17 protein-coding genes and 1 pseudogene are annotated in these 18,193 nt (G+C 64.9%); 17 read left to right on the forward strand and 1 reads right to left on the reverse strand.

The genetic code is table 11. The features are described 5' to 3' along the window. The first annotated feature begins 6 nt into the window (after window positions 1-6). The 17 genes and pseudogenes from AC3A6Y_RS32060 to AC3A6Y_RS32140 all read left to right on the forward strand — a co-directional run bounded on the left by AC3A6Y_RS32060 (window position 7) and on the right by AC3A6Y_RS32140 (window position 15,995). Window positions 7-768: an enoyl-CoA hydratase/isomerase family protein gene (locus AC3A6Y_RS32060; RefSeq protein WP_487872259.1), complete on the forward strand. Its 762-nt coding sequence runs from the start codon at window positions 7-9 to the stop codon at window positions 766-768. A 1-nt stretch (window position 769) separates the two neighbouring features. Continuing rightward, a complete protein-coding gene (locus AC3A6Y_RS32065) occupies window positions 770-1,999 on the forward strand; it encodes a CaiB/BaiF CoA transferase family protein (RefSeq protein ID WP_487872260.1) in 1,230 nt (409 codons plus the stop codon). Between the two features lie 5 nt (window positions 2,000-2,004). After that, window positions 2,005-3,327 carry a fumarylacetoacetase gene (fahA, locus tag AC3A6Y_RS32070; RefSeq protein WP_487872275.1) on the forward strand — a complete coding sequence of 441 codons (1,323 nt, stop codon included), beginning with the start codon at window positions 2,005-2,007 and terminating at the stop codon, window positions 3,325-3,327. Between the two features lie 12 nt (window positions 3,328-3,339). After that, entirely contained in the window at window positions 3,340-4,335 is a 996-nt protein-coding gene (locus AC3A6Y_RS32075) for an NADPH:quinone reductase (RefSeq protein WP_487872261.1), read from the forward strand. 1 nt (window position 4,336) lies between these two features. Further along, window positions 4,337-5,128: a 3-hydroxybutyrate dehydrogenase gene (locus AC3A6Y_RS32080; RefSeq protein ID WP_487872262.1), complete on the forward strand. Its 792-nt coding sequence runs from the start codon at window positions 4,337-4,339 to the stop codon at window positions 5,126-5,128. 440 nt (window positions 5,129-5,568) lie between these two features. Beyond that, on the forward strand, window positions 5,569-6,177 hold the full coding sequence (locus tag AC3A6Y_RS32085; RefSeq protein ID WP_487872263.1) for a TetR/AcrR family transcriptional regulator: 609 nt from the start codon (window positions 5,569-5,571) through the stop codon (window positions 6,175-6,177). A 284-nt stretch (window positions 6,178-6,461) separates the two neighbouring features. Then, window positions 6,462-7,538, forward strand: coding sequence for an IS110 family RNA-guided transposase (locus AC3A6Y_RS32090; protein WP_487872264.1), 1,077 nt, complete (start codon window positions 6,462-6,464; stop codon window positions 7,536-7,538). Between the two features lie 303 nt (window positions 7,539-7,841). Further along, window positions 7,842-8,843, forward strand: coding sequence for an NADP-dependent oxidoreductase (locus AC3A6Y_RS32095; protein WP_487872265.1), 1,002 nt, complete (start codon window positions 7,842-7,844; stop codon window positions 8,841-8,843). An 82-nt stretch (window positions 8,844-8,925) separates the two neighbouring features. After that, window positions 8,926-9,630 (forward strand): SDR family oxidoreductase, encoded by a 705-nt coding sequence (locus tag AC3A6Y_RS32100; RefSeq protein WP_487872266.1) that lies wholly within the window; start codon window positions 8,926-8,928, stop codon window positions 9,628-9,630. Between the two features lie 44 nt (window positions 9,631-9,674). Beyond that, window positions 9,675-9,815 (forward strand): annotated as a pseudogene (locus tag AC3A6Y_RS32105) (alkene reductase); the annotation flags it as partial. 131 nt (window positions 9,816-9,946) lie between these two features. Continuing rightward, window positions 9,947-10,798, forward strand: a complete 852-nt coding sequence (locus AC3A6Y_RS32110) for an alpha/beta fold hydrolase (protein ID WP_487872276.1) — start codon at window positions 9,947-9,949, stop codon at window positions 10,796-10,798. Between the two features lie 39 nt (window positions 10,799-10,837). Further along, complete coding sequence (locus tag AC3A6Y_RS32115; RefSeq protein WP_487872267.1) at window positions 10,838-11,683, forward strand: alpha/beta fold hydrolase; 846 nt, start codon at window positions 10,838-10,840, stop codon at window positions 11,681-11,683. A gap of 62 nt (window positions 11,684-11,745) precedes the next feature. After that, the gene (locus AC3A6Y_RS32120; protein WP_487872268.1) at window positions 11,746-12,144 is read left to right on the forward strand and encodes a helicase; all 399 of its coding nucleotides are present in this window, start codon (window positions 11,746-11,748) and stop codon (window positions 12,142-12,144) included. Between the two features lie 71 nt (window positions 12,145-12,215). After that, the gene (locus AC3A6Y_RS32125) at window positions 12,216-13,565 is read left to right on the forward strand and encodes an NADH:flavin oxidoreductase/NADH oxidase family protein (protein ID WP_487872269.1); all 1,350 of its coding nucleotides are present in this window, start codon (window positions 12,216-12,218) and stop codon (window positions 13,563-13,565) included. A 44-nt stretch (window positions 13,566-13,609) separates the two neighbouring features. After that, the gene (gene acuI / locus AC3A6Y_RS32130) at window positions 13,610-14,596 is read left to right on the forward strand and encodes an acrylyl-CoA reductase (NADPH) (RefSeq protein WP_487872270.1); all 987 of its coding nucleotides are present in this window, start codon (window positions 13,610-13,612) and stop codon (window positions 14,594-14,596) included. 54 nt (window positions 14,597-14,650) lie between these two features. Then, window positions 14,651-15,835 (forward strand): thiolase family protein, encoded by a 1,185-nt coding sequence (locus AC3A6Y_RS32135; protein ID WP_487872271.1) that lies wholly within the window; start codon window positions 14,651-14,653, stop codon window positions 15,833-15,835. After that, entirely contained in the window at window positions 15,798-15,995 is a 198-nt protein-coding gene (locus AC3A6Y_RS32140; RefSeq protein WP_487872272.1) for a hypothetical protein, read from the forward strand. Before AC3A6Y_RS32135 ends, AC3A6Y_RS32140 begins: the two co-directional genes overlap by 38 nt. 147 nt (window positions 15,996-16,142) lie before the next feature. Here AC3A6Y_RS32140 and AC3A6Y_RS32145 read toward each other — a convergent pair. Continuing rightward, a partial coding sequence (locus AC3A6Y_RS32145) for a Tn3 family transposase (RefSeq protein ID WP_487872273.1) occupies window positions 16,143-18,193 on the reverse strand: 2,051 nt, incomplete at its 5' end.

Raw genomic sequence — 18,193 nt, forward strand, 5'->3', positions numbered from 1 at the left:
CACACCATGAACACCGTTACTTTCGAGCAAGACGGCGCTGTCGGCGTCGTCACCATGTGCAAGCCTCCTCACAACCTCATGGACATGGCGTCGCTCGCCGAATTGGGTAAAGCGCTCCAAAAGGCAGTGGACAGCGGCTGCAGATCGATTCTGCTGCGCAGCTCCATGCGCCATTTCTGCGCGGGCGCCGATCTGAACGTCATCTATGAGGAGAGGCCGAGCGATGAGGCGCTCCGGGCGCTGTGGGCGAAGTTCGAGGACATTCCGTTGCCCATCGTGGCCGCGGTCCAGGGCGCGGCACTTGGAGGTGGACTGGAACTGGCCCTCATGTGCGACATGGTCATCGCAGCCGACACCGCGACTTTCGCCATGGCGGAAGCTTCCCTGGGCTTGCTGCCGCTGCTGGGCGGGGTGCAGCGCATCGCGCAACGCGTCGGCCCCGCGCGCGCCAAGGAACTGGCGATGTTCGGACGTCGCCACGATCCGAAGGCCATGGAGCGATGGGGCGCCATCAACCTCGTGACGCCCGAGCAGGAACTTGCCACGGTATCGATGTCGTGGGCGCGGCAACTGGCCGCTGGGCCGACCGTCGCCTATCGCGGCATCAAGCTCCTGGCGGATCTCTCCGCGCGGGGAGGGAGCAAGGCGGCCGACGCCAGGCAGTATGAGGCCAACGAGTGGATGTGGCAGTCCGAAGACCAACGGCGAGGCCTTGCCGCGTTCGCCCGCGACGGCCGCCCTGCCACTGCAACGTTCGAGGGGAACTGAGATGAGTGCACCCCTCTCTGGCATCCGCGTCATCGATTTCACGCGGGTGCTGGCCGGCCCCCACTGCACAAAGACACTGCGCGACCTGGGCGCAGACGTCATCAAGATCGAACCTCCCGCCGGTGATGTGGGTCGTGCAGGAGTTCCCTACGTTGACAACATGTCCCTGTACTACGTTCAGCAGAACGCAGGCAAGCGCAACATCAGCCTGGACCTGAACTATCCCGAAGCGCGCGAAGTCGTCAAGGAGCTGTGCCGGTCCGCCGACGTCATCGTCGAGAACTTCCGGCCGGGCACGCTGGCACGCTTCGGTCTCGGCTTCGACGACGTCTCGCAGATGAATCCGAGGGCGGTGTACGTATCGATGAGCGGCTACGGGCAAACCGGCCCCTGGCGCAACCGTCCTGCCTTCGCGCCGACGGTTCAGGCGGAAACGGGCCTCACCGCCATCAACGTCGACCACTACGGCGCCGCGCTTGCCGAGGTTCGCAACGACTCGTGCAGCCACGCCGATGTGTACACCGGCCTGCAGGGCGTGATCGCGGTGCTGGCGGGCCTGCAGCACAGGGAGCGCACCGGCCGCGGCCAGCACGTGGACGTGTCCATGGCCGCCACGATGCTGTCGGCGAACGAGCGCGCCGGTGCCCAGATGTCCGGCCTCGACACGGGCGGCGAACCGTATGCGCTGGGCGCGCCCGAGTCCCCGATCTTCGAGCTTCCTGACGGACGAAAGCTGACCATCGCGTCGAGCCCCGTGTTCACGCCGACGTTCCTGAGCTACTGCGCCATGATGCGGCGAACCGACCTTCTCAAGCGGCCGGAGTACGCCACCCCTGAACTGCGGGCCCAGAACCTCAAGCCGCTGCTGGAGGAGGTGCGTGCCTGGGTCCTGACCTTCTGCGACCTCGATGAACTGCAGGCCCAGGTGAGCGAGGCCGGCCTGGCCATTGGCGTGGTGCGTACCGCCGCTGAACTCGCCGAATCCGAATGGGCCGCCCATTGGGGCGCCGTGGTCGAAGTCGATGCCCGCAGTGGGGGCAAGCTGCGCATGCCCGGCGCACCCTGGCGCTTCGGCGATGCCGTGCTTCCGGCGCCAGGCCTGCCCTATTTCCAGGGTGAGAGCAACGAGGACGTCCTTCAGGAACTGGGATGGAACTCCGCAGACATCGACAGCTTGCGGGCCAGCGGAATCCTGCGCTCCCGGCGCAGCGCAACGGGAGCTTTCGATTGAACGCCATGGTCGCGCTGAACCGGACCCACGATCCCGAGGCCAGAAGCTGGGTGGCTGCCGCAAACGAGACGCCTTGCGATTTCCCGATCCAGAACCTTCCGTACGGCGTTTTCCGGACCAACAGGCAGGAGCCGTTCCGCGCGGGTATCGCGATCGGCGATTGTGTGCTGGACCTCGGACTGCTGCATGCCAGCGGACGCCTCGACGGGCTGGCGCTGCAAGCCGCAGGCGCGTGCCTGGACGCGACGCTCAACCGCTTCATGGCGATGGGGGCTTCGGCATGGCAGGCGCTTCGATATGCCGCGTTCGATCTTCTGAAGGCCGACGCCACGCTGCAGACCGTTGACGCCGTTCGCAAGTGCCTCGTACCGCAGACGGCAGTGGAGCATGCGGTGCCGGTCGCAATCGGCGACTACACCGACTACTTCACCTCGATCCATCACGCGATCAATGGCGGGCGACTGCTGGATCCCGACTACAAGCTTGCACGCGCCTTCCAGTGGTTGCCCATGGCCTACCATGGCCGCGCATCCTCGATCGGGATGACGGGTCAGCAGTTCCTCAGGCCCCACGGTCAAGTTCTCGATGAGACCTCGGGGACGCCCGTGTATCGTCCGACTCGGCGCCTGGACTTCGAACTCGAACTGGGTGTCTTCATCGGCCGGGAAAATGCCCAGGGACAACCTGTCGCCATTGCCGAGGCCGAGAACAGCGTGTTCGGAATCTGCCTGCTCAACGACTGGTCGGCGCGCGACATCCAGGCTTGGGAAATGACTCCGTTGGGGCCGTTCCAAGCAAAGAATTTTGCCACCACCCTGTCGCCATGGATCGTGACGCTGGAAGCGCTCGCGCCCTTCAGGGCGCCTGTGAAGAAGGTCATCGACGGCCCTGCGCCACTTCCCTATCTCGACAGCGCCGCGAACAGGGATCGAGGCGCACTGGACATTCATCTGAACGTGTCGATCGAGACCGAGGCAATGCGGGCGTCCGGATCCGACCCGCGCTTGTTGTGCACGACCAACTTCGCGCACCAGTACTGGACGATCGCCCAGATGGTCACCCACCACACCGCAGGCGGATGCAACCTCCGGGTGGGTGATTTGCTGGGCACAGGCACGATATCGGACCCGCAGCCCGAGAACGCCGGCTCTCTCATCGAATTGAGCCTGGCGGGCCGCAAGCCCGTCGACCTGGGCAATGGCGAGGTGCGCAGCTTCGTGGAAGACGGAGACAGGATCATCCTGCAGGGATGGTGCGAGCGCGCGCACTTCCGGCGCATTGGCTTCGGTTCCAACTTCGCAACCGTTGCTCCCGCACGGCAAATTTGAGGTGCTGACACGATGAAAGCAGTGTGGTATGAAAACGTAGGGCCAGCACGCGCGGTCTTGCAGTACGGCGAGAGGCAGACGCCCACGCCGGGGCCCGGCGAAGTCTTGGTGCGGCTTTGCGCATCGGGTGTCAATCCCTCCGACGTCAAGGCCCGTGCAGGCCTGCGCGGCGGCAAGAGTTCCATGGCCTTCCCGCAGATCATTCCGCACAGCGACGGCGCCGGGATTATCGAGAAGCTCGGCGGGCCGTCGAGCCGCTTCGCCCCGGGTGACCGTGTTTGGATCGCCAATGCCCAATGGAGGCGCGCCTGGGGCACGGCAGCCGAGTTCCTCGTCATCGACGAATCGCTGGTTTTCCGCTTGCCCGACGCTGTGCCCTTCGAGGTCGGAGCGGCACTGGGCATCCCGGCGCTGACTGCCTGCCATGCCGTCACAGGCTATGGACCTGTCGAAGGAAAGGTCGTGCTGGTGAGTGGAGGCGCAGGCACGGTTGGCAGTCTCGCGGTCCAGTTCGCCAGGCAGTCGGGCGCCTTCGTGGTCGCCTCGGGAAGCCTGGCCGACAGGGAGCGGATTCTCCGACTGGGCGCGCATGCTTTCGTCGACTACAGAAGCGCGCACCTCGTCGAAGAGGTGCTTCGCGCCACGGACGGCCGATCGCTCGACCACGTGGTCGAAGTGGAGTTCGGCGCCAACATCCAGGCCGTCGCGGAACTCCTGTCCGAGCGAAGCACCGTTGTCGCGTACGGCTCCGCCAAGACGCAGAAGCCCGAGTTGCCCTTCTATACCTTGATGTTCAAGGGGGTGCGGCTCGAGCTTCTGCTTGTCTATCTCCTGACGAGCCAGGAAAGGGGTTCAGCGGCAGCCCGCATCAACCACTTGCTTTCGAGCGGCGCGCTCGACGTGGCGGTTTCAGCCGTCATTCCTCTCGATGAATGCGCACGCGCGCACGAGATTGTCGAGTCCGGCAACAGGTCAGGCGCCGTGATATTGCAGGTATCGGAGCAGTGAAATGACAGAGCAATCGAATCGCCGGGTGGCGCTGGTCACCGGTTCCACGAGCGGAATCGGATTGGAGATCTCCAAGGCACTGGCCGAGGATGGATGGATCGTGGCGCTACACGGAAAGGGGGACCCGCTTCAAGTACAGGAAGCGCTCGATGCCGTGAACGCACGCGCGAAGGTCCCCGTAAGGCATTTCGATTCCGACATGCGGGATCCGCAAGAGACACGTAGACTCGTCCAGGGGATTCAGGAAACCTACGGAAGCCTGGATCTGTTGGTCAACAATGCCGGCATCCAACACATCGACAGGATCGAGAGCTTTCCCACGGAAAGCTGGGACGACGTGCTGGCCATCAATCTCAGCGCGGTTTTCCACGCCACGCGAGCGGCGCTGCCCGCAATGCAGGCGAAGGGCTATGGGCGGATTGTCAACATTGCCTCCGTGCACGGTCTCGTTGCCTCGCAGGAAAAAGCTGCCTATGTCGCAGCGAAGCATGGGGTGGTGGGCTTGACCAAGGCCACTGCGCTGGAGAATGCGAAAGCCGGTATCACCTGCAACGCCGTCTGCCCAGGTTGGGTTCTGACGCCGCTGGTCGAGGCCCAGATCGCTTTGCGGATGGAGCGAACGAACTGTGGCCGGGACGAGGTGGTCCGCTCGATGCTTTCCGAGAAGGAACCGACCTGCCGATTCACGACCACAGACCAAGTGGCTGGCGCAGTTCGCTTCCTGGTCAGTTCTTCTGCCGACAACATGACTGGCGTCACTCTGGCGATGGACGGAGGATGGACCGCACAATAGGACTTCCTGGCTGCTTTCCAGCGACGAATTGCTGTCCGATGCGAGCATGCTGCAGACGGTCCGCGATGCGCTTTCCCGGCGCTGGAGCCATTCCAAGGCCACTCGCAGTTGTTCCAACCCATCGCGACGATTGAACGGCGTCGGCAAAGGCCAGCCGCCGAGTCGTTTCCACCAACCCTGCTCAGCCACCAGATCGGCGGCTTCTCCGGCGCCCGAGGGGGGGTCGCCGTCGTCAACAGCGGGAGCCGCCTGTGGATGTGGTGGGCGGACGCCGTTCTCGCGCTTGGGGCGGCGCTGGTAAACCTGCCGATCCTGGAGGCCCCTCTGACTCCGAGCCTGGCTGCGGCCTAGACCCGAGGCCCAGTCTGGTTCGGCTTCATGCCGAGGGGTACTGACGGCGTCCTCCCGCTCAGCCCTTGCACCGTCGGCGCGCATTATGTATGATGCGTGTCATGCGAAAGTCACCCGTCAATGCCCGAGCCGCCGCCAAGGAGGCGTCCCACGAGCGCATCGTGCAGGCTGCTGCACGCGCCATCCGGCGCAGCGGCTACGACGGTACGGGTGTGGCCGACATCATGAAGGAGGCGGGCTTGACGCATGGCGCCTTCTACGCCCACTTCGCCTCCCGCGAGGCTATGTTGGCCGAGGCGGCGGACCGCGCAGGCGCCGAGTCCAACGCCTTTGGGTTGCGTGTCGTTGCCGCTGCGCCTGCAGAGCAGGCTTTTCAGGCATTAATACAGGCCTACCTCTCCAGGGAGCATCTTGCGGGCATTGAGACAGGCTGCCCCGTGGCTGCCCTGGGTTCCGAGATGCCCCGTCAAGCGCCTGAAGTGCGTCGGGCGGCGACACGCCGCATCAAGGAGATGATCGATCTGGTCGCGCGTCAGTCGCCGGATTGGGGCCAGCCAGGCGCCCATGAACGCGCCTTGGTGACCGTGGCCACCATGGTGGGCACCCTGATGATGGCCCGCGCCGTCGATGATGCTGCGTTGTCGGAGTCGCTGTGCAGCGCCGCATTGAAGCGGTTGGCGCCCTCAGGGCCGCCGTGACGGCATCGCCGTTTCTTTAACTGTACATATGATGATAATCATGCCAAATACCCAGATAACCGGCGCCGCCGAGCGTGCTCCTGAATCTGGCGGCAATAGGGAGATGTAATGGATGCCTCCCTCCCTACGGGGACAGCAAGAGCAGGAGCACCGAGATGAACAGCGTGACTGTTCTGGGAGCTTGGCTTGCCGGCATGGCAAGGAGGACCCTCGAATGGATACGGCATCGAAGTGCCCATGGCGTGATAGACCGAGGTCTTCACAAACACCATCGAGGGTCCGAGATGAATCGTATTGCGGCACAGGGTGCAGGACAAATCATCGGCTTGGTCGACGGGCGGCAGGTCGTCGGCCTGGACATCGCCAAGAGCGTGTTCCAGCTCCACACCGTGGACATGGCCACCGGCGAGATCGTCAACATGCAGCTCAAGCGGACCAAGGTGCTCGGGCACTTCGCCAACCGCGCACCGAGCCTGATCGGCATCGAGGCCTGCGGCGGAGCCCATCATTGGGCACGCGAGCTGACGGCGCTGGGCCACAGCGTGCGACTGATTCATGCCAAGGCCGTACGGCCCTTCGTGGCCGGCAACAAGACCGACGCCACCGACGCCCGAGCCATCTGGCTGGCAGTGCAGCAGCCGGGCACGAAGTTCGTGGGCATGAAGACGCTGGCGCAGCAGGCTACTCTGGTGCTGCACCGCCAGCGCGAATTGCTCATGCGGATGAAGATCATGCAGATCAACGCGCTGCGCGGCCTGCTCTACGAGTTTGGGGCGACCTTCGCCAGGGGCAAGAATGCCCTGTTCGGCGAGATCGAGGCCACCTTGGAATCGCTGGCCAATGACATCCCGCAGTACGTGGCCGACAGCCTGCGCGAGCAGGTGCAGCGCATCAAGCAACTGGCCGCGGACATCAAGGCCGTCGAAGTGCGGCTGGCGCAGCGCCTGCGCGGCGACGAGCACATGAAGCGCATAGCTGCGATACCCGGCGTGGGGCTGCTGACGGCGACGGCTGCGATCGCCACGATGGGAGAAGCCACGGCATTCAAGTCGGCGCGTGAGTTCTGCGCCTGGCTGGGCTTGGTGCCCAAGCAGCGCGGCACGGGCGGCAAGGTCAAGCTGCTGGGCATCTCCAAGCGAGGCGACGCCTACCTGCGCACCTTGCTCATCCACGGCGCGCGCTCGGTGCTTGCGAATGCCAAGGAGCCGGGCCAATGGCTTGAACAACTCAAGGCCAGGCGCCCGGACAACGTCGTGATCGTGGCGCAGGCGGCCAAGATGGCTCGAACGATCTGGGCGGTAACGGCCCGGCAGCAGGATTACCAACGGGGCCACCAGAGCACCAGGCCGCAAGCGGCTTGAACTGGTAGCCGAACATCAACCCAACCAGAGAAAGGGTATGTGAGCCTTTGAAGGCGATGAGGTTGCAACACGCGAAGTGATGTGAAACGGTCAAGACCGAGACGAGACAAACCTGAATGACTTGCAGGACTTCAACAGTCCGCCACGGAGATGAGGTGCTCGTCAGCGGATTACATCGGGGCCGGTGGGTACCTGGGGCAACCCAGATTCCACTCAACAGGCCGGATACAAGGCAGCAGCCGACTTCTTCACGACACGATGCGGGTTATTACTCATAGCCGGGAGGCATCCATACAAGAAGCCATGAAAGCCTTCCTCGTGGATCGCTATGGCAAGCGGGAGCAACTCCGGGCCGGCGACGTGCCCGAGCCGAAACTACGTGCAGACGAGGTGCTGATCCAGGTTCACGCCACAGCGGTGAACCAGCTGGACTCAAAGCTTCGAAATGGCGAGTTCAAGCTCATTCTGCCGTACCGAACGCCTTTCGTTCTCGGGCACGACGTGGCCGGCATCGTGGTCCGTGTCGGCCCGCACGTGCGCCAGTTCAAGGTGGGCGACGAGGTGTACGCCCGGCCCGACGACTTCCGCATCGGGACCTTCGCCGAGTTTGTGGCCGTCAAGGAAGACTCGGTGGCCATCAAGCCCCGGAACCTCACCATGGAGGAAGCAGCCTCCATCCCCCTGGTGGGTCTGACAGCATGGCAAGCGCTGGTTGAAATCGCGAAGCTCAGGAAGGGTCAGAAGGTTTTCATCCAGGCGGGCTCCGGTGGCGTCGGCACGTTTGCGATCCAGCTGGCCAGGCACCTGGGCGCGACGGTGGCCACCACCGCCAGCGCAGGCAACGCTGCGCTGGTGAAGAGCCTGGGCGCGGATGTCATCATCGACTACAAGAAGGATGCCTTCGAAGCGCAGCTGCGCGACTACGACGTCGTGCTGAACAGCCAGGACGGCCAGACCCTCAAGAAGTCCCTGGGCGTGCTCAAGCCCGGCGGCCACCTCGTGTCCATTTCCGGGCCCCCCGATCCGCGGTTCGCCGAAGACATCAAAGCCCCGTGGTTCGTCAAGCAGGTCATGCGCGCCCTGAGCTTCAGCGTTCGCAGCCAGGCCCGGCGCCTCAGGCTCCACTACGCCTTCCTGTTCATGAAGGCCAATGGAAGTCAATTGCAGCAAATCACGTCGCTGATCGAAGCCGGCACCATCCGCCCGGTGATCGACAAGGTCTTCCCCTTCGAATCCACCAATGAAGCCCTGGCCTACGTCGAAAGCGGCCGCGCCAAGGGCAAGGTGGTCATCAAGGTTCGATGAATTCTCCCGCCTGATCGGCGTCGCACGTCCAGAAGCATGGCGATCGTCCTTTGAAATCTCAACCAGCCACTTTGAGCCTCCCATGAACATTGAAAACTCCGTCGTCCTCGTCACGGGTGCCAACCGCGGCATCGGCCTGGCGTTTGCGCGTGAACTGCTCGCGCGCGGCGCCCGCAAGGTCTACGCCGCCGCACGTGACCCTGCCACAGTCACCCTGCCGGGCGTGCAGGCGCTGCGGCTCGATGTCACCAAACCCGAGGAGATCGCGGCCGCGGCACAGATCGCCATCGACGTGAACCTCGTGATCAACAACGCCGGCATTGCACAGCCCGGTGGCTTCGTCGCGCACGACAGCGAAGCGGTGGCGCGCCGCATCTTCGAAACCAACTTCTTCGGCGTGCTGAACGTGAGCAAGGCCTTTGCGCCTGTGCTCAAGGCCAATGGCGGTGGCGCATTGATCAACGTGCTGTCGGTGGCTTCCTGGGTCAACGGCGGCGAGCTGGCCGCCTACTCGGCCAGCAAGTCGGCGGCCTGGTCCTTGACCAACGCGTTGCGCCATGAACTGGCCGGCCAGCAGACCCAGGTGCTGGGCCTGCATATGGCGTATGTCGACACCGACCTCACGCGCGGGTTCGAGGTCGCGAAGAGCAGCGCCGAAGACATCGTGCAGCGTGCGCTCGACGGCCTGGCCGCGGGCGCCGACGAGGTGCTGGCCGATGCGCTCACCCAGCAGGTGAGGCAGGGCCTGACGGCGCAGCGCCCGGTCTACCTTCCACAGGCCCGGTGAGCCGACGCTGTTCAACCCAACTAGAAAGCCCGGCATGCTCTTTCGCCTTTGCCCGGCCGTTCATCGCCAACCCGGATCTGGTGGCGCGCATGCAGACCGAGGCATCGCTCAACCCCTTGGACATGGCGACGTTCTACACGCCCGGCGCAAAGGGCTACACCGACTACCCCACGCTCAACGCCTGATCCGGAGGCGCACCATGAAACACCTTCTCAGCACCTTTGCCCTGGGCCTGGCCCTATCAACGACCCTGCACCCGCTCACGGCGGGAGCGGCGGAGCCAGCCTCAGCTGGCGCGGTCCAAAGCCAGCCGTCGATGGATCAGAAGTCCGAGCTTTCCTGGAAAACCGTGCCGACCCAGACCATCAACGCAGGTGGCGTGGACTACACCTACCGAGAGATGGGCCAGCAGCACGGCGGGACTCCGGTCGTGTTCCTGGTGCATCTGGCCGCCGTCTTGGACAACTGGGACCCGCGGATCATTGACGGCATCGCGGCCAAGCACCACGTGATTGCGTTCAACAACCGTGGCATTGGCTCCAGCAGTGGCTCACCTGCCAATTCGATCGAACAGATGGCCGATGACGCCATCACCTTCATCAAGGCCAAGGGCTTCCAGCAGGTGGACCTGCTGGGCTTCTCGATGGGCGGCATGGTTGCCCAGGAAGTCGTGCTCAAGGAGCCGCAACTCGTCCGCAAGATGGTTCTGGCCGGCACCGGCCCTGCCGGAGGCGAGGGCATCAGCACCGTGGCAGGGGTGACCTTCCTCGACATCATCCGCGGCCTCTTCACGGGCCAGGATGCGAAGCAGTTCCTGTTCTTCACGCGCACACCCAGCGGCATCGAAGCCGGCAAGGCCTTCCTGGCGCGCCTACAGGAGCGCACCGAGAACCGTGACAAGGACATCTCGAACGGCGCGTTCTTCGCCCAACTGGAGGCGCTGCGGGTGTGGGGGAAGAAGGCCCCGGCCGATCTCTCGGTGGTCAAGCAGCCGGTGCTGGTGGTCAATGGCGACAACGACCGCATGGTGCCGACGGTCAACACGCACGACCTGGCGAAGCGGCTGCCGAACAGCCAACTGATCATCTACCCCGATGCCGGGCACGGCGGCGCATTCCAGTTCCATGCCGACTTCGTGCGCAGCACGCTGGAGTTTCTGGCCCGCTAGCCCTTGCCAGAACAAGCCCGCCATCACGAGTACTCCTCCATGAGCCACACCCATCTCACCGCCCCCACCCGCTTTGTCGAGGTGAATGGCGATCGGTTCGCCTACCGTCGCTGGGGGAATACCGCGACGGATCAGCCGCCGCTGTTCTTCCTCCAGCATTACCGCGGAGGCATGGACCACTGGGACCCCCTCATGACCGACGGCCTGGCCGCCGGGCGCGAGGTGATCCTGTTCAACGGTCGCGGTGTCGCTTCGTCCGCCGGGACGCCGCACACCCGGATCGAGGACATGGCCGACGACGCGGCGGCGGCGATACGCGCCCTGGGGTTGCACCAGGTGGATGTACTGGGTTTCTCGCTGGGCGGCTTCCAGGCCCTGGATCTGACCTGGCGCCATCCCGAGTTGGTGCGCAAGCTGATGCTTCTGGGCACCGGGCCGCGCGGCGGCGACCCGGAGATGGAGCAGCGCGTGCTGACCACTGCCGTCAATCCGGAGCCCTCACTCGACGACTTCGCCTATCTGTTCTTTGGTCGTTCGGCGCAGGCCGAACAGGCCGCGCGAGACTTCTGGGAGCGGCGCCACCGGCGGGTGGACCAGGACCCGCCGTCTTCTCCGGAGGTCGCCAGCGCCCAGATCGAGGCGAACCTGCATTACCTGCCCAGGCTGCAGGAGGACGACCCCTTTGCCTATTTGCGCGGCATCCGGCAGCCCACCTTCATTCTTAACGGCGTGAACGACGTGATGGTGGCCACCGTCAACTCGTTCTACATGGCGCGCAACTTGCCCAACGCGCAGTTGTTCATCTACCCCGACGCCGGCCACGCCGCGCAGTTCCAGTGCCCTCAGCGCTTTCTGCAGCATGCGGTGCAGTTCCTGGCCGAGTGACGGCAATTGCTGCCGCCCCGGTGCCGATGCGCCCCCGCCCACCTCTTTGAAGATTGCCTGCCATGCTCAAGTTCAAATTCCTGCTGTGGGTCTTCGCCCAGTTGCTGCAGCGAAAGATCCGCAGCGACGCTGATTGCGCGCGCTATGTCGGCGCCAAAGACCTGGTCTTCCAGATCCGCACGGCCTCGGGCGCAGGCCGCTACTACGTGGTCCAGGATGGCGCCGTGCGCTCCTTTGCCGGCCTGACCGCGAATCCCAGCTTCACGCTGAGCTTTTCGACTGCGGTCAAGGGCTTCCAGATCCTCTCGGCAAAGGACGCACAGCCGGCCTTCCTGCGCGGTGTGGGCAGCAAGGACCTGATGATCAGCGGCGACTTCCGCGAAGTGCTGTGGTTCCAGGGCCTGACTTCTTTCCTGCAGCCGTCCAGGGTCATCGCGGCCTGGGACCGCAGCCCGTTCTGAAATGCGCGGCCCGACGCAGGCCCGCCTCGCCGGCCAAGGCCTTTCACGGCTCCTCACAAGGTGACACCTCCATGCCCAGGACATCCACTTCCGCCCCCCGCCTGCTGGCCCAACCCCTGACATTACCCAACGGCACGGTACTGCGCAACCGGCTGGCCAAAGCCGCCATGAGCGAGACGCTCGGCATCTACGACAACCGGCCGACGCCGGCCCTGGTCGCCCTCTACCAGCGCTGGGCCGCATCGGGCCTGGGCCTGATCCTGACCGGCAACGTGATGGTCGACCGGCGAGCCCTGGGCGAGCCCGGCAACGTCGCCATCGAAGACGAGTCGGACCTGGCTCTGCTCACTCATTGGGCCCAGGCCGCCACCAGCCGCGGTGCCGCGATCTGGCCCCAGTTCAACCACCCAGGCAAACAATCGACCAAGGGGCTCAACGCCTACAACATTGCCCCCTCGGCCGTACCGTTCCGGGAGGACATGGCCGCCTTCTTCGAGACCCCGCACGCGGCGACGCAGGAAGAGATCGAAGACGTGATCCGGCGGTTCGGGCGCAGCGCGGCGGTGTGCAAGAAGGCCGGCTTCAGCGGCGTGGAGATCCACGGTGCCCATGGCTACCTGGTCAGCCAGTTCCTCTCGCCCCGGCACAACCTGCGCGAGGACGAATGGGGCGGCACGCCGGAGAAGCGCCGCCGCTTCGTGATGGCGGTCTATGCCGAGGTTCGCCGCCAGGTCGGGCCCGGGTTCCCGGTGGGCATCAAGCTCAATTCGGCCGACTTCCAGCGCGGCGGCTTCACCGAAGAGGAGTCGCTGGACACCATCCGCGCCTTGGCCGAGGCGGGCATCGACCTGATTGAGATCTCGGGCGGCACCTACGAAGCGCCCGCGATGAGCGGCGCCAACCACGAGCCGCATGAGGAAGCGCCGGGCCGCCCCAAGCTTCCTCAACCCCCCCGGGGGGTGGGCTGGGCGCAGCCCGGCCCTGGGGGCGCACTGAAGGCCTCGACCGCATCGCGGGAGGCCTATTTTCTGAGCTTCGCCGAGAAGGTGCGTGCAGCGGTGGATGTGCCGCTGATGGTGACCGGCGGCTTCCGCAGCGCCGCCGGCATGGAGGGCGCCCTGGCCTCCGGCGCGCTGGACATCGTCGGCCTGGCGCGGCTGCTCGCCATCGACCCCGATGCGCCAGCCGCCTTGCTCCAAGGGCGCGACAGCTCACAAAAGGTTCGCTCCATCCAGACCGGCCTGAAGGCGGTCGATCGCATGGGAATCATGGAGGTGCTCTGGTACACGCGCCAGCTCAAACGCATCGCCAAAGGCGCCGAGCCCCGGCCCGGCGAAAGCGGCCTGGCGGCCTTCCTGAGGTCGGCCTTGAGCAGCGGCTGGGGTACCTACCGCACGCGACGATTGCGAGCGAGCAGCTGATCGACGGCGCAACATTCAATGACCAAGGACTCAAGGAAAAGACGATGACATTCAAAGCACTGTTGGCCACCAAGACGGGCGATGCAGTTTCCACGGACCTCGTGAATTTCGACGAGGCCAACCTGATGCCGGGCGACGTCACCGTCGCGATCGACTATTCGACGGTGAACTACAAGGATGCGATGGCGATCAGCGGCCGCGCACCGGTGATGCGCCAGTTCCCTTTGATTCCGGGCATCGACTTCGCCGGTGTCGTCGAAGCATCGACGCATGCGGGCTTCGTCGTCGGCGATCGGGTGGTCGCCAATGGCTGGGGCCTGAGCCAAACGCACCATGGCGGCTTCGCGCAGAAGGCACGTGTCTGCGGCGACTGGCTGGTCAAGTTGCCCGACGTGTTCTCGACGCGAGATGCCATGGCTATCGGCACGGCGGGATACACCGCCATGTTGTCCGTCCTTGCGCTCGAGCATGCGGGGGCGGCGCCGGACAAGGGCGAGGTCCTGGTGACCGGGGCCGGCGGCGGAGCCGGCTCCATCGCCATCGCTTTGCTGTCCAAGCTGGGTTATCGGGTGGTCGCCTCGACCGGACGGCTGGACGAGGCGGCCTATCTGCGCGGGCTGGGGGCAACCGAGATCATCGACCGACGCACGCTGTCCGAGCCGGGCGCACCGATCGGCAAGGAACGCTGGGCCGGCGCCATCGACTCGGTGGGCAGCCACACGCTGGCCAATGTCCTGGCGCAGACCCGCTACCGCGGCGCGGTGGCGGCCTTCGGGCTGGCACAGGGTGCGGAGCTGCCAGGCTCGGTGTTGCCCTTCATTCTGCGCAACGTGACGCTGGCAGGCATCGATTCGGTCAATGCGCCGCAGGACGTGCGGCTGCAGGCCTGGGCGCGTCTGGCCACCGATCTTGATCTGGGCAAGCTCGCGCGCGCCACGCAGGTTGTCGGGTTGGCCGAAGTGCCTGGCCTTGCGGGGCCGGTGCTTCAAGGCCAGGTACGCGGCCGCACGGTGGTGGACGTCAACGCATGAAGGCGGCCCCACCGTGCTGCACAACTTCATCCCATCTCACGACAAGGAGTTTCAATGAGCAAGCCTGAAATTGTCCTGTGTGCGCCTGTGCGCACACCCATCGGTGCCTTTGGCGGTGCGCTGAAGGAGACCCCTGCAACCGTACTGGGTGCGGCGGTGGTGCGCGAGACCCTCCGGCGTGCGGGGCTGCCTTCCGAGGCTGTCGATACCGTGGTGCTGGGCCAGGTGATCCAGGCGGGCGCCCGGATGAACCCTGCGCGTCAAGCCGCCATTGGCGGCGGCCTCCCGGTACAAGTTCCCGCATTGACCGTCAATCGGGTCTGCGGATCGGGAGCACAGGCCATCGCCAGTGCTGCGCTGGAGGTGTCAGCGGGCCACGCCAGGGCAGTGATCGCAGGCGGCATGGAGAGCATGGACCAAGCCCCGTACCTTGTACCTGGCGGACGCTGGGGCCATCGCATGGGGGACGCGGCGATGCTCGACAGCCTGCTGCGCGACGGTCTCAACGATGCCTTCAGCGGACAGCACTCGGGCTGGCATACCGAAGATCTGGCGAGCCGATACCGCATCACTCGTGAAGATCAGGACCGCTGGGCGGCGCGCTCGCAGCAGCGCTTCAGCGCTGCGCAGGCAGCGGGCAAGTTCGCTGAGGAAATCGTTGCCGTCGACCTGGTTGGCTGCAAGGGGCCCGTGCGATTCGATCGCGACGAAGCCAATCGCCCGGACACGACCATCGAAACGCTGGCCAAGCTCAAGCCTGCCTTTCGCAAGGACGGCAGCATCACCGCCGGCAACGCGCCCGGACTCAACAGCGGTGCGGCCGCCCTGATCGTCGCGGAGCGTGGTTTTGCCGAGAAGCACGGATTGCAGCCTTGGGCTCGACTGGTCTCGCACGGTGTGGCTGCGGTCGAGCCGGGCCTGTTTGGCATCGGACCCGTGCCAGCGGTCCAACTTGCCCTGGAGCGAGCTGGGTGGAAGCACGGCGACATCGAGCGCATTGAGATCAATGAGGCCTTCGCCGCGATCGCGCTGGCCTGTCTGCGCGAGATGAGCCTCCCAGAAGACATCGTCAACGTCGAAGGTGGCTCCATCGCCCATGGCCATGCGATCGGCGCCACGGGTGCCGTACTGACCACGCGATTGCTGCATTCGATGCGTCGTGACGGTCTCAAGCGCGGGATGGTGACGCTGTGCATCGGTGGTGGCCAAGGCATCGCACTGGCTCTCGAAGCGCTCTGATCAGTGGGCTTCGGCCGAGAGCATCCTGTTTCTGGAAACGTTCCAGGGTTTGCAGCGTCGCGATGCGTTCGCTGGTCACGGCTTCGTGCGCGGCGCCGAACAGCAGGCCCTGAACGGGGTAATCGTCCTTTTCCTGCAGATTGATACGGTTGGCTCTTAAAAACCCAATCCCGACAACAACTTAGGTATCCCGGTTTCTGCGCAAGGTTGGCCTTTTCGTGCAGATTGACACGCTTTGGCCTCGCGAGCCGATGGGTCCAGCTCGGCTGGGTCCGATGCTGTTGGTCCGCACGAACTCAAGCCGTGGTCACACTTTCGCAGTCGCTGCTAAAGCCGCGCGAGGTCGAAGTAGCGCCGACGCATACATCTCGATCCTGAACCGGAAGGTGCCCCGGAAGTTGATGTGCCCGAAATGCACGGGCCCGATGCGCCGCAGCCAGGCGTCGTCGATATTGATCCCGTCCTTGCGCAGGCGCTCGACCGCGTCGTTCATCCGGCTGGTGTTCCAGGCCAGTACGATGTTCGTCAGTAAGGCGTGCGAGCCGGAGATCGCTTTCATCTCATCGCGCCGCCGGCCGCGCTCGGGCGCCACCTTGCCGGTGTAGACCGCGCGCTGCAACTGGTGCACCGATTCGCCGCGGTCCAGCAACTTGTGCATCTCGCGCCTGAAGTCAGCAATCGCAATGTAGTCGCACAAGAAGATGCTGCGCAGCAGGCGACCCAGATGGTCCGCTGCCTTGTACGCGGGATCACCCTGCGCGGCGCTGCCCAGCAAGCGTAGCGCGACGTCGGCACCGATCCTGCCCGCCCGGATCGACGCGACCACACGCATCAGGTCGTCCCAGCCCGCACGGATAGCTTTGCAAGACAGACGCTTGACCGTCGCGCGTTCGATGCCTTCGGGCACCTCGAAGCCCGTCGGCACATACAGCTTGCGCTCTCGGAGATCCTGAAGGCGAGGGCACAGGTCGAAGCCGAGCAGTTTTGCGACCGACATGGCCCCGTTCGAGTACCCATGCGAATCAACGGAAAGTAGCGACAGCCGGATTCTGTCTTCGCTGCGGTTGTACCGCTCGACTCCTTCGATAGCCACACCGGCCTGCCGCTCGTTGAGGACGATGGGTTGATCGTAGACGATGCCCCAGCGGTCGAGCACGTGGGTATAGATGCCAGTCGCATAAGTGCGCCGGCGCGGATCGGTGCGTGCGCTCCACAGATGGCGCGTCGCTTCCAGCGACATCATGTCGGCCGAACCTTTGGCGCCATCACCCCAATGCGCGGAGATCGGTATCCGGCCCTGGAACTCGACCACGCGCTCGTTGGCCCGCCGCAATCGCCCGTGGGTCTCCAGCGCCCGCATCGCGACGGACACCCACGCCGTGTCCAGTCCGGGGATCATCGCCGCCGCGCTCTTGGCATCGATGTCGGTGCCATGCGCGAGTACCGCGGCATACAGGGCCAGCAGTTCGGCGACGGTTTCCGCCCGGTGGCCCAGTAGCGCCTCGCTGTAGTTGCTCAAGGCATCGATCTCGAGCAGGAGATCGGGGAATTGGACGTCCCCAATCTTTCGGTATATGAGCTCGCGCAGGCGGCGCGGTTCGCCCTCGTCGGGCAGGGCGGTTAGCGCCGGCAGATGCAGCATGCCGTCGACATCGATCTCGAACGAACCCTTCTCGCAGCCCTCTGCGACGGCCGCGACGCCGGCAGCCAGGTTGTCGAGGAGGGGGTCAAGTAGTGGATCGGCTGTTACCGGCATTCCCAACAATGCGAGATGGGCGTCTCGATCGCGTGCCCACTCGGCTGGGGAGATCAGCATCTGCTCGCGTGAGCGGTAACTCAATGAGTGATCGATCCAGACGCGGCCATTTCGCAAGCTCCTGCGCAGCGACATCATGGTGCACGCCGCAAACGCCTTCAGTCCGAAGCGCGAATCGACGTCGTGTACGAGATCGTGCCAGGCTGCGCCGACATCGGGTACTGCAAATTCGCGGGGTAGCTCAGATGCCTTTCCCGCCTGCAACTGACGCCACGCCTGCAGTTGCTCGAAGCCCCGGTCCTGCGCACGGCCGCCGAACTCCAGGGGCTGCAAGCCGCCCAGAAACGCTCTGACGCGTTGGTGGTCGGTGGACAGTGCCTTTCTCACTTCGGACGCAAAGCTCTTCGGCGCGGTATCGAGCACTTCACTCAGGAGGCGATCGGCTTCGGTGCACCGATCCTGGTACGACTTGGCTGGATCGCGCAGCGCATCCCGGGCCAGACGCGCCTGGTCGCGCGCGACGGCGCCCGACTGCTCGCGCTTCGTCTTCACCTTCTGCTTGGCTTCACGAAACAAGTCCTGGCTGCGGCGCAGGTTCTGCT

This window comes from Variovorax sp. Soil_C_17, assembly GCF_057657265.1.